This is a genomic window from Pseudovibrio sp. SCP20, from assembly GCF_057774105.1.
Genome location: NZ_JBYMDH010000001.1, coordinates 341,915 through 353,940, shown reverse-complemented (window position 1 = coordinate 353,940; position 12,026 = coordinate 341,915). Strand labels below are relative to the sequence as shown.

11 protein-coding genes are annotated in these 12,026 nt (G+C 55.6%); 1 reads left to right on the top strand and 10 read right to left on the bottom strand.

Annotated elements, in window-relative coordinates; all coding sequences use genetic code 11:
- Nucleotides 1-57: 57 nt before the first annotated feature.
- Together AC3CB2_RS01620 and AC3CB2_RS01615 are read right to left on the bottom strand one after the other, a co-directional pair.
- On the bottom strand, nt 58-1,077 hold the full coding sequence (locus AC3CB2_RS01620; RefSeq protein WP_352931312.1) for a PstS family phosphate ABC transporter substrate-binding protein: 1,020 nt from the start codon (nt 1,075-1,077) through the stop codon (nt 58-60).
- Nucleotides 1,078-1,240: 163 nt separating this feature from the next.
- Complete coding sequence (locus AC3CB2_RS01615) at nt 1,241-2,608, bottom strand: ATP-binding protein (RefSeq protein WP_352931314.1); 1,368 nt, start codon at nt 2,606-2,608, stop codon at nt 1,241-1,243.
- A gap of 484 nt (nt 2,609-3,092) precedes the next feature.
- Here AC3CB2_RS01615 and AC3CB2_RS01610 point away from each other — a divergent pair, with 484 nt between their 5' ends.
- Entirely contained in the window at nt 3,093-3,677 is a 585-nt protein-coding gene (locus tag AC3CB2_RS01610; protein WP_352931316.1) for a tetratricopeptide repeat protein, read from the top strand.
- A gap of 21 nt (nt 3,678-3,698) precedes the next feature.
- Here AC3CB2_RS01610 and AC3CB2_RS01605 read toward each other — a convergent pair whose 3' ends face one another.
- The 8 genes from AC3CB2_RS01605 to AC3CB2_RS01570 all read right to left on the bottom strand — a co-directional run bounded on the left by AC3CB2_RS01605 (nt 3,699) and on the right by AC3CB2_RS01570 (nt 12,018).
- Nucleotides 3,699-4,415 carry a hypothetical protein gene (locus AC3CB2_RS01605; RefSeq protein ID WP_352931318.1) on the bottom strand — a complete coding sequence of 239 codons (717 nt, stop codon included), beginning with the start codon at nt 4,413-4,415 and terminating at the stop codon, nt 3,699-3,701.
- Between the two features lie 57 nt (nt 4,416-4,472).
- Nucleotides 4,473-4,961: an SRPBCC family protein gene (locus AC3CB2_RS01600; RefSeq protein WP_352931320.1), complete on the bottom strand. Its 489-nt coding sequence runs from the start codon at nt 4,959-4,961 to the stop codon at nt 4,473-4,475.
- 23 nt (nt 4,962-4,984) lie between these two features.
- Nucleotides 4,985-5,824, bottom strand: coding sequence for an ABC transporter permease (locus tag AC3CB2_RS01595; RefSeq protein ID WP_008549831.1), 840 nt, complete (start codon nt 5,822-5,824; stop codon nt 4,985-4,987).
- Entirely contained in the window at nt 5,821-7,155 is a 1,335-nt protein-coding gene (locus AC3CB2_RS01590) for an ABC transporter permease subunit (protein WP_352931322.1), read from the bottom strand. The genes AC3CB2_RS01595 and AC3CB2_RS01590 overlap by 4 nt, the downstream gene beginning before the upstream one ends.
- Nucleotides 7,148-8,233 (bottom strand): ABC transporter ATP-binding protein, encoded by a 1,086-nt coding sequence (locus AC3CB2_RS01585; protein WP_352931324.1) that lies wholly within the window; start codon nt 8,231-8,233, stop codon nt 7,148-7,150. The genes AC3CB2_RS01590 and AC3CB2_RS01585 overlap by 8 nt, the downstream gene beginning before the upstream one ends.
- 177 nt (nt 8,234-8,410) lie before the next feature.
- Nucleotides 8,411-9,538, bottom strand: coding sequence for an extracellular solute-binding protein (locus tag AC3CB2_RS01580; RefSeq protein WP_008549908.1), 1,128 nt, complete (start codon nt 9,536-9,538; stop codon nt 8,411-8,413).
- A gap of 303 nt (nt 9,539-9,841) precedes the next feature.
- Nucleotides 9,842-10,783 carry a metal ABC transporter permease gene (locus AC3CB2_RS01575; protein WP_352931326.1) on the bottom strand — a complete coding sequence of 314 codons (942 nt, stop codon included), beginning with the start codon at nt 10,781-10,783 and terminating at the stop codon, nt 9,842-9,844.
- Nucleotides 10,783-12,018, bottom strand: a complete 1,236-nt coding sequence (locus AC3CB2_RS01570) for a metal ABC transporter permease (RefSeq protein WP_352931328.1) — start codon at nt 12,016-12,018, stop codon at nt 10,783-10,785. The genes AC3CB2_RS01575 and AC3CB2_RS01570 overlap by 1 nt, the downstream gene beginning before the upstream one ends.
- Nucleotides 12,019-12,026 lie beyond the last annotated feature (8 nt).

Genomic DNA, 12,026 nt, shown 5'->3' with positions numbered 1-12,026 from the left:
TTGCGGATGCGTGAAAGCGGTCAGCTGAGGTGCTGACCGCTCTCTGATTTTTTGCAATTAGAATGCAAGTGGTGTCAGAGCTGATGCAGACTTGGAAACTGATGCGCGGTCAGCTGCTGGCAGTGGGATCAGACCTTTGTCTGCCAGGTAACCTTCGTCGCCCCAGGTGTCTTCGCTGGTGAACTCAGCCAGGTATTCTGCGATGCCTGGGATGACGCCAACGTGCTCTTTCTTGATGTAGAAGAACAGGGAACGGGACACTGGGTAGTCGCCAGCTGCGATCGCGTCAAAAGTAGGAGCAACACCGTTGATGTTTGCGCCCTGCATTTTGTCAGCATTCTGGTCGAGGAAGGAGAAACCGAAGATGCCGAGTGCGTTCGGGTTTGCTTCCAGCTTCTGAACGATCAGGTTGTCGTTCTCACCTGCTTCGATGTAAGCACCGTCTTCACGAACTTCGTGACATGCTTTTTTCTTCAGGCCGAGTTCTGCAGCGCCTGCAACTTTCTTACAGCCACCCTGCATTGCCAGTTCAGCGAATGCATCACGAGTGCCGGATGTTGGAGGAGGACCGAGAACTTCGATCTTGGTGTTTGGCAGGGATGGGTCGATGTCGGACCACTTCTGGTATGGGTTTGCAACCAGCTTGCCGTCGACTGGGACTTCTTTCGCCAGAGCCAGGAACACCTGATCAAGGGTCAGGTCCAGCTGAGCGCCAGCTTTGGAGTTTGCCAGAACGATGCCGTCGAAACCTACAGTGACTTCAACCGGGGTTACGCCAGCCTCATTACACTTAACCAGCTCCTTTGCCTTCATGCGGCGGGAAGCGTTGGTGATGTCAGGTGTGTTTTCGCCAACGCCTTCACAGAAGAGCTTGATGCCGCCACCGGAACCCGTAGATTCAACAACTGGTGTTTTGAAGTTTGTTTTCTGACCAAACTGCTCAGCTACTGCTGTTGCAAATGGGAAAACAGTGGAGGATCCAACGATCTGAATCTGATCACGAGCCTGTGCGGAACCTGCAGCAATGGTACCTGCGAGAGCGAGCGCTGCGACGCTTGCGAATGCCTTGATTTTCACCTGAAGTCTCCTGGGAGTCTTGGTTTTAAAACTGATTAATTACGTTCACCTCACAGCGCCCCGGCTGTGAGCTGGCTGTAACCTAGCGTTTGGCTGTGATGGTTATATGAACGTTGAGTATCAGTTTTATGACATCGCAAGAGTTTGATTTTACTAGATATTTTTAATCGAGTTCATTTTCGTCATAAATAACGGCACCGGGTATGAACACACGGAAGCAGGCGCCTTCATCCGGCTTGCTCTCGATCTCCAGACGGGCTCTGTGGCGAGTGAGAATGTGTTTTACGATGGCCAGACCGAGGCCTGTGCCCTTCATCTGACGGGAGGTGACCACGTCAACCCGATAGAAACGCTCGGTTAATCGCGGCAGGTGTTCCGGATCGATGCCCGGGCCGTAGTCACGAACCTCTGCGATCCAGTGTGGTGTCTCGGTGGAATCAGGGTCCGGGCGGCATGTGACATCGACTCGGCCACCGCTGGAGCCGTATTTCAGGGCGTTTTCGACCAGATTGTTGAAGACCTGCACCAGCTCGTCGTTCTCACCGCGAATCTCGGCAGGTTCATCGGGCACTGTAACATTCAGCTCGACACCGTTTTCCTTGGCGACGGGCAGCAGCGATTCCACGGAGTGGCGCATGATCAGGCCGAGGTCCACGAGGGTTTCAGGCTGGACGTGCACTTTCATCTCGATGCGGGACAGAGACAGCAGATCATCAATGAGGCGACGCATGCGCTCTGCCTGATCCAGCATGATGCCGAGGAACTGGTCTTGCGCCTTCGGGTCGCCCTTCGCTGGTCCCTGCAGGGTCTCAATGAAGCCTGTGAGGGAGGCAAGCGGTGTGCGCAGCTCGTGGGAGGCGTTGGCGACAAAGTCGGCACGCATGCGCTCCAGACGGCGGGCTTCGGTCAGGTCGCGGATGACGACGAGGATGAGACCCGGGCGTCCGCGTGGGACGGCAAGGTTTCCGCTGGAGACAGACCAGAGCGGTGCGATGTGTGCTTCCAGCCAGAGTTCCATTGGCACCTTCTCAGTCCAGTCGATGACTTCTGTGGAACCGCCATTGGAGACACGGTCCAGCGCTTCCAGCAGGGACGGCGCGCGGATGCGGAAGGACAAAGGATCTCCCACTGCGATGGTGCCGAAGCGGCGCTGTGCGGCGAGGTTCACGTACTGGGTGGTACCGCGGTAGTCGACGACGAAACACGGGTCCGGCAGTGCGTTGACGGCGGACTTCATGCCGCGATCCACGATTTCGCTGGCTTCCTTGCGGCTGACACCGCTGGGTGCTTTGACCTTGGTGCGGCTTTTCATGCCGCCGCCGATAACCAGAATGAAGATGAGAGCGTAGGCGAAGAAGGAGGCCCAGATGGGCACCTGAAAGGCAACAGAGAAGACAGCAAAAATGCCTGCGGCTGCCAGAAGGATCCAGCGTACATCGACGGTTTTGCGATAAATCGCCTGCCTGTTGAGACCCAGTCTCAACGGCTCCTGATTTACCTGCTTTTCTTCCTTGTCAGTATCCAGGGACATACGTGCCACTCTCTAAACGCCGCTGCGCGTTTACATTGTTTTTTCTTTCAGACTGACCGAGAATTTAACAGGGTCAGCATGACATTCTCGCGACGGCGGCTGCTCATTTTTGCAATTTCCCCACAAGGAGACGTAGCGAAACCAAGGATCTTGGAGGTTCGGTCCACTTAGGAAATAGCGTAGATCCACTCAGACATTTTCGACGCGTTGGCGCGGTTATATATTTAGCAGGTTTAACAAATCAAGCAGAAGAGAAGCTGAGGAATAATAATTAATCGGCAAAGCTTCATTTGAGGCAGGTTCAACGTCACGCAACTCTCATCTTTTGCGTTTAGAGCCCAATTGAAGCGAAGTGTCATCTCTCTCTTACCTTTGGTAATTGTATTTAAATGGCCTGCGCCTTTAAATAGGTACTGCGGACGGACCTGAGAGCGAAGGCAATTTGCTTGCTGGGGAAGGCTTTAGGGCACGGAATGAAGGGCTGATGATGGAAGAGATTCTCGAAAAACTGGAAGCAGCAATTTCGCAGGAAAACTGGCCAGAAGCGGAGAAGTATATTCTTCTCATGCTGGAAGAAGACGAGACAAACCCGAGCCTCTGGTACAATCTGGGCCTTGTGCGCCGCCGTGCAGGCAACAATGTTCAAGCCCTTGAGAACTTTGAAAAGACACTGGAATTTTCACCGCAGCACCAAGGCGCAATGTTTGAGCGGGCTGCGGCTTGTCTGGACATGGAAGATTTCAACACCGCCCTTAATGACTTTGCCGAGTATACAGCCGCCTATCCTGATGACGGTGATGGATTGCTGAATCTGGCGCGCATTGCGCTTCACATGGAAGTGCCCGACCTTGCATTGCAGGCGTTCCAGAAACGGGCTGAGATTGAGAATGATGCGGAGAACATTCTGGGTGCGGCTGAGGCCATGCAGATGATGGGCGATGAGGAAGGCATCAGCATGCTGCGGCGGTTGTTTGCCAACAACCCACCAGTGCGCCCTGAACTGCTGAAGATTATGAGCCAAGGATCGTTTGGCCGTGTGCCGCTCAACTCAAAGGCTATGCTGCCTTAGAGATTTGAAGCCCCCTCACCTTTACGCATCCACGGAGCGTTTGGCGCGGACAGACTTGCGGTAATGGCCCGGCTCGGCCTGCAGCTTGTTTTGCGTGTCCAGATGGGTTTCGAATTCAACCTCATCCATCGGTGCGCAATCCAGCTCCATTGCTTCCCGCTTGAACGGGAAAGCCTGTGCGATTGGGGTGCCAGCTTTGAGCGTACCTTCAAACTCCGGGTTCTTCCAGAGTGCCGGGAAGTGCACGAAACCACCTTTGAAGCGGTCACAATCCACCACGCCTGCCAGCGTTCTGAACGGCAGTTCCTCGCGATTGAGGGGATGAGTGAAGAGCAGTGAGATGCCTTCCGGTGCTTCGATGCTCCAGAAGTTGTTGAGCTTGATGATGAAGTCGCCCGGGTTCGTGCCCAGCGGTGCCCCAGTTGCCTGTTCCGGCACATGCAAGCCTATGGGGGATCGGGTTTGCTGGGCTTTTGGTGAGACCGGTTTGGGCCAATGCCATGAGAACTCACCGTCTTTGACTGTCACATCACAAGGCAGCTTAAAGAGGATGCCGGTGGAGAAGCCGTCAATGATGGGTGGGCAGTGTTTGAGGGTGCGCACCTGCTCGTTGCCCAGCAGCTCACTTTCCACGGTTGAGGGGATGTCCTTCAACCACTCTGGAAGCGCTGATTTTGCCTCAACCGGCTCTGGAATGTGGCCATGAAGTTCTGGCAGGCAACGGAACTTGAGCTTCATGAAGGCTCCTAAATGCGTCGTTTCATTGGAGTACAGGCATCGCTTTGAGCGAGGTGCCTAGATCTTCACAATGGCGGTTTTCAGCTTGTTCAGGCAGTAGGCCCACCCGGCACTGGAGTTCATAGCGCGCAGGTACTCCCGCCAGCCATCTCCATAGCGCTCAAAGTGACTATGCACCAGTTTGAGCTGGGTGCCACCCTCAACATCTGAAAACTGAATTGTCACGATGCCAGCTTTTTGCGGGTCTTCAATGAGCAGGCGTTTGGGAGAGATCTGCCAGGCAAGGACGATCTTATTGCCCTCTTCCAGTTCCTGAATGGTGCCCCAGTGCAGGCGTCTGCCGTCTTCCACATCTTCAAAGCACGAGCCGCCGACCAGCGGCTCTATGCCTAAAACACCATCCGGGGAGAACCTGTATTCCGCAGGCCACCAGGCATCAATTTTCTCCAGAAAACACACATAGGCGCTTTGAGCAGAGGCAGGCAGAAGCACCTCTGCCTTGCACAATGAAAATTGCTCCAAGACACCCATTTCGCCTGATGTCATTGCTTCCCCCCAAAATAGATCTGTCAGCCGCGTCCCTTCCTGCGGCTTGCCATCACGTAGACTGTAGCAGCAATTATCGTAATTGCTACAAAGAGAACACCGATGACATTGATGACAGGGGATATACCAAAGCGCATGCGCGCGCCAATCTCTGTCACAAGGGTCCAGCTTGGGCCAATGGCAAAGAAGGTGGTGTTGTAGTTCTCAATAGACTGCAAAAACGCGATGGCGGATGCGGTCAAAATAGTTGGCATCAGGAAGGGCAGCGTGATGCGGCGGAACACGAAGAACGAGGACGCTCCCAGATCCAGTGCCGCTTCTTCCAGCACGATGTCCTGACGCTGCAAGCGGGCCATGAACATGAGCATGCAGTAGGAAGCAATGAAGCTGGATTGAGCGATGGTTGCGGTGAACAGGCCGCCTTCCACGCCAAATGCATCCCGCCAGAAGATGAGCGTGGTTGCACCAAGCACGATGCCCGGTGTGAGCATGGGCGAGACCAGCACGGTGTAGAGGAAGGTTGTTGCCTGAGACTGCAGGCGGGTGAGCAGCAATGCGCCTGCAAGGCCCAGCGGGATGGAGATGACAATCACGCCCACGGCGATGATAAGCGAGTGCACAAGCCCATCAATGAAACGCTGATCCTGTGGCAGAGCGCGGAACCAATCCAGCGTGAAGCCCTGCCAGTCAATGACCGAAGGGGTTGGCGCTGAGTTGAAGGCTGCGATCACCATGAAGATCATCGGCAGGAACATATAGGCGAAGAAAATCACCAGATAGCCGTTCAAGACGGCGGACGCCCAATCGATTGGTGTTTTAGCTGTTTCTGTCACGCCGGTGCTTTCAAGAGTTGTTGCCGTCATTTCGCGATGTCCCGGATACCGACGCGGAAGACCCACATATTGAACAGAATAAAGACGATACAGGCCACCAGTAGTGCCAGAGAATAGGCGGCACCCTGGTTCCAGCTGTCAGCCTCAAAGAAGCGGCGGTAGATCACCTGAGAGAACCAATCGGGATGGAGGCCACGACCCACAGCGCTTGGCACCGCGATGGAGCCAGCAGAGAGCATGAAGGTCATGATCGCGCCAACAGCAATGCCCGGTTTGGCATGTGGCAGGACCACGCGCCAATGGATGCGCCATGTGGAGGCGCCGAGATCACGCGCCGCTTCGATCTGGTTTTTGTCCAGCGTGTCGATGGTGTTGTAGATCGGGAAAACCATGAAGAGCACGTAGGCGTAGACCATCACCGTAAAGACTGCGCCGTTTGATGCGACAAAGCGGAAGCCCTCGCCAGCCTCCAGATTGATGATACCCAACAGATCGAGCAGTCCATTCAGGATGCCTTGCTTCTCCAGGATCATGATCCACGAGAAGATGCGCAGCAGCTCGTTGATCGCATAGGGGATCAGCAGACCAATCATCAGGATGGCGAGTTTGTTGCGGCTGGTTGTTGTGGCGACAGCGTAAGCCACCGGGTAACACATGATGAACGCCAGAATGGTGACGCAAAGCGCATAGGCGATGGTTGCGAGGAAGATCTGGAAGTGGATCGAACTCATCATCGTGAAGTTTTTGAGAGAGTACGAAGTATCCAGTCCAACACTTTCGCTGGTGGCTTTCTCCTCGGCCTCCAGTGTGGCGATCTTTGCTTCCAGCTCGCCTTTTCTGGCAAGAAGCGGTTCTACTTCAGTTTCGATTTCAGCAATCGTACGGGTCACGCTTGTTGCCCCGCCAGACGATGGGGCTCCGAACGGGTTCAGGCCGGTGGTGTCATTGCCGGAAGGTTCTGCAAATGGATTGAGGCCGGTGGCATCGTTTGACGGTGCCGGGCTTTCCTCAGCGAATGGGTTCAGACCAGATGCACCACCAGGGGTGGAGGGTTCTGGTTTGGCAAACGGGTTGAGAGACGAAGCGCCGTCCTGCGGTTTGGCTGTTGCCTCCCCTGCATTGACCGCATCTTTTTCCGCGTCCAGCTCTTCCAGCGAGGTGTTGATCTGGAACACTTCTTCATAAGCCCGATCAATTTCCAGCGCCAAAGTGGCCGCGGCTCCGCCTCTGTCCTCATAAGTGAAGGCACGCTCGATCATGGAGAACTGGGGCAGGACGATGAGAAGCACGATCCAGAGCGCTGCTAGCCCCATGAAAAGAGCCGTGAGCCCTTTGCCGTAACTTTTGATCAGACTATTCACTGGCCAGCTCTCCTGGACGCATCACAACAGCATCCTGTGCTGCGAACCAGAGGTTCTGATCAGAGCCGAGTGGCTGGTGTGTTTTTTCCACGTTGGTGACATGGACAGCGATTGGCTGATCTCCTACCCGCATGTGCAGGTTCACAAACGGTCCTTCCAGATCGCGGCGTTCCAGTTTTGCAGACAGACCATTTTGCTGGCCATCCTTTTCTTCCAGCGTGACGCGTTCCGGGCGAACGAACAGGATGGCCTCCTCCCCTTCGTTCAAGCCATGTGCGTTGTGGCCGAACAGCTTGCCTTGGGAGGTTTCCAGAACGGCGAAGTCGCCTTCTTTGCCAACGACCTTGCCCTTGAAGACGTTCTGCTCACCCACAAAGCTGGCGACGAATGGGGTGACAGGATGGGCGTAGATTTCGTCAGAGGTGGCGACCTGTTCCACCACGCCGTGGTTCATGACGGCGACACGGTCTGACATGGTGAGCGCCTCACCCTGATCGTGGGTGATGTAGATGAAGGTGACGCCGGTTTTACGCTGCAGCTCTTTCAGCTCAGCGCGCATATGTTGGCGCAGCTTCAGGTCCAGCGCGGAAAGCGGCTCATCAAGCAGGAGCACGGATGGCTCAACTGCGAGAGCACGGGCAATGGCCACACGCTGGCGCTGACCACCTGAGAGTTCTGTCGGCAGTTTATCGCCCTGCCCGTCCAGCGCGACGAGGGACAGGAGCTCCTGCGCTTTTTCGTGGCGGATCTTTTTGGAAATGCCGCGTGCTTCCAGTCCGAAGGCGATGTTGTCCCGTACACTCATGAGCGGGAAGAGCGCGAGGTTCTGGAAGATCAGAGCGGTGGGTCTGGCATTGGCTCGAATGCCGGACATGTCTTTGTCGCCAATGACGACTCGGCCCTGAGAGGGACTGAGGAAGCCGGAGATCATGCGCAGGATGGTTGTTTTTCCGCAGCCGGACGGGCCGAGGATAGAGAAAAACTCACCAGCATTGATTTTGAGGTTCGTGGGCTGAACGGCGACAAAATCGCCAAATCTCATGGAGAGGTTTTCGAGAATTACATCATTGCCATGCATGAAGGGCCTATTGCTTTATCTTATGGTTTTCAGGGATGGAAACCTGAGGTTTTCCGCTCGGCTTCTGGCCGTGCCAGAGCGCAGTTCCTTCCTTGCAAAAACGGTGTTTGTGCCACCGCAGCGATTGCAAGCTGATATGCAAAGCGCGGCTGATGCCGCGCTTTGCTGCCAACACCGTTAGGCGTTGGTGATCTTGTCCACGTACTCCTGACGAAGCGGTGCAAACCATGGCGTATCAGCCGGGTACCACCACAGGTTCGCGAGGGTGTCGTTGTTGTAGATCTCCAGGAACTGCTTCTTGTAGGTTTCGCCTGCATGGTTGGCGGCGCCTACAACAGCGGAGTTGTAGCCGGTGTTTGCGCTGAACATGCCAGCCATTTCCGGATCAAGCATGGCGTTGATGAAGGCGTAGGCCTGCTCAGTGTTTTCAGCACCGCTTGGAATGCCCATGGAATCCATCCAGGTCATGCCGCCTTCTTTTGGCATGCGGTACTTCCACTTTGCATCTTCACGGCTGAGCAGCAGACCAGTTGTGTCCCATGTCTGGCCGATGGACGCGCCTGCCTGTTTGAAGGCGTTGGTGGCTTCGGTTGCGTTGTTCCAGAACGCAGCGATGTTTTCTTTGCGCTCGATGATGAACTTGGCAACTTCATCCCAGACGCGGCGGGCGTCTTCTTCGGTCTTGTACACGTCGAGCATACGGTTGGATTTCACCTTGCCGATTGCGTCGAGGTACAGGCCCGTGCCGATTAGAGCGGATTTCTGACGGAATGCAGCCTTGCCTTTGGCTTCCGGAGCCCAGAGAGAGCCGAAGGAGACTTCATCGTTAGAGAGTGGGAAGACGGTGCTGTCGAAGGTGATGGCTTCTGTGCCCCAGTCGAATGGCAGCAGCATGCGCTTGCCGCGGTAGGTGCCGCCGAGCTTAACACTGTCGCGCAGCATGGACGGCACAACGGCATCCACCTTGAGCTTGCTTTCGTCCAGAGGGGCCAGCAGGTCATCCGGGTAGTAGTTCGCACCGTTGGTGATGGACGGGAAGATCACGTCAAAGCCTTTGCCGCCAGCTGCTTTCAGCTTCTGCTCAGCTTCATCGTTGGAGCCGAAGGTGGACAGGTTGATCTTAATCCCTGTGTCACCTTCAAACTTCTTGATCATATTGTCCTGAACGTAGTCGCCCCATGCGAACACATTCACCTGACCAGAAGATGCCAGCGCATCAGAGGCCTTCAAAATTGCAGGAGCAGCAACAGCAGCGGCGGACGCTGCAGCAGTGCCTTTCAGTACTGAACGACGAGAGATAGACATTAACGGGCCCTCAAGAGACTAAGAAATTCTAATAGCAACCAAGGTGCGATGCAGAGATTCGACACCTCTCTGGTTCCATCACCTAGGCAGCTAACTGCAACCTGTGACAGACCCATGACAATTTACGTATATTAACTTATCGAGCGTAGCTCATTATTAGCGAGCTACGCAATATTGTATTTGTATTTCTATAAGTTGAGCGAAAAACTCTAGGTAATTTCAATCTGTTATTTATTTGGCAAACTAAAAAAGGGAGCGCCTTTTGGGGCACTCCCTTTTCATTGTCGAAGTCTACAGGCTCTTTCAGGCGCTGACATGCTCCCTTTGCCGGCGGCGACGCATGACGACGCCGTAGTGCGGCGCGAACAACATGGCGAGCACCTGCTGCAGACCAGCGACAACAGCAATCATACCGGCAGCGGAGACCGAAAACTCGTAGCCCAGCAGGCCCGGACCGAAGGCTGCGAGCAGGTAACCGAACAGGCCAGCGGACAGTGAGGCAATGCCTGAGATGAAGAGCTGGGTCTTCAGGTTATCGGTCAGCATACGCGCTGTGGCCGCCGGGCAGATGAACATGGCGATCACAAGGATAGAACCCACTGCGCTGAACGCTGCAACTGCTGCAATGGCCACCATCACGATGAGCGACAGGCCGAGCCATTTTGGCGAGAAGCCGAGGCTGGCGGAGAGCAGCGGGTCGAAGCTGGAGATCTTCAGCTCCTTGAAGAACAGCACGATGAAGCCGATCACCAACAAGTTGACGATGAACAGCTGTTTGATGCTCTCCGGTAGCGTGGACAGTACCTGCCAGTTCCAAAGATCTGAGAGGGTGTAGGCATCCAGCCAGATGGCGCTTTCCAGATTGCCGTATAGAGCGTGCTCTACGTCAAGGTGAACGCCTGCGGTTCCGGTCTGCTCCAGAATGACAACACCAGCTGCGAACATGGTGGTGAAGACCACGCCCATGGCAGCGCCGGGTTCCACATTGCCGATACGGCGGATGAGTTCGATAAGCAGCACCGCGAAGATGGCTGCCACTCCTGCTCCGATCATCATGGCCCAGGAGCCAGTCTCATGAGAGAACAGGAAGCCGAGCACGATGCCGGGCAGCACCACGTGAGAGATTGCATCGCCCATGAGCGCTTGCTTGCGCAGGACGAGGAAGTTGCCGAGCAGACCACAGGCCAGCGCTGCCAGAGAGCCCAACAGGATGCTTGGGAGGTCAAATTGCAGGAAGATATCCATCAGTTTGCTCCTCCTTTGCCATTGTCTTCAGGGTGCACCACATGGGGGCTGAGTTCCTGTTCCAGCACCTTTACGGTATCAGCAGGCAGGACTTCACCGATTGGTTTCAGGGACCAGTCGGCCAGCGCATGGGACTCTTCCGGGTGCATTTCGCGGTAGAGGTTCCAGAGCTTCTGATCACGCTCGATCAGGCGTGCTTCTGACTGACCTTTCACGGTTGGCTGGCCGTCTCCGCTCATAAACCCGCCTCTGCGCAGGATGGAGCGGGTCAGTGGCTCAAGCACCGGCTCGTTGTGCGCGATGGCGAGCAAGCCCTGACGCAAGTGCACGATGCGTTGGAAGCGGTAGTGCTTGAGCGCTGCGGCGAGCACACCGCGAACGGGCGAGACAAGGAGGGAAACCACAAAGAAACTGAAGAGCACCAGCACGATCAAACCGCCAGTTGGCATGTTTGGTGCGCTGGCTGAGAGAGCAGCTCCAATGTAGCTTCCCGAGGCGCCAATTCCTGCTGCAATGGCAACCAACACCGGTACACGGTCTGTCCAGAAACGGGCAGCAACGGGCGGGATGATGGCCAGAGCGATGATGAGCACGAGGCCAACGGTTTTGAGGCCGATCACCACGATGCCGAGAAGCAAGAGAAGAAGGGTACGGTCGAGCCAACGGACATTGTAACCACTGGCTGCTGCAAAGCCTTCGTCAAAGCAAAGCAGCGAGAATTCTTTCATGCGCAGCACAACGGCAAGGCCAACAAGGGCTGCTGCTACGGCGATTGTTAGTGCCTCAGACTTGAGCATGCCGGAGGTTGCGCCGAGAAGGAAGCCCTCCAGACCCGCCTGCCCTGAGATGGACATGGACTGGATGATGGTGAGCAGGACCATGCCGACCGCAAAGAAGGTGGAGAGCACGGTGCCGATGGCGGCATCTTCTGTGAGGCGGGTGTGGGTTTTGATCCAGTCCACTGCCAGCACGCCGATGCCGGCAGACAAGGCCGCGCCGAACAGGAGCACAGGAAGAGAACGGCCAGAGCCGAAATAGACCTGAGCGATGATAAAAGCGAGCGCTACGCCGGGAAGCGTTGCGTGGCTGACGGCATCAGAGACCAGCGTGCGTTTTCTGAGCAAAACAAAGACGCCGATTGCACCGCTGGCCGCGCCCAGAAGGGCAGCGCCGATGCAGACCAGTGCTGTGTTGTAGCCTGCAGACAGAGTGAGGGCGGCAAAGAACTGTTCCATGGCTTTGC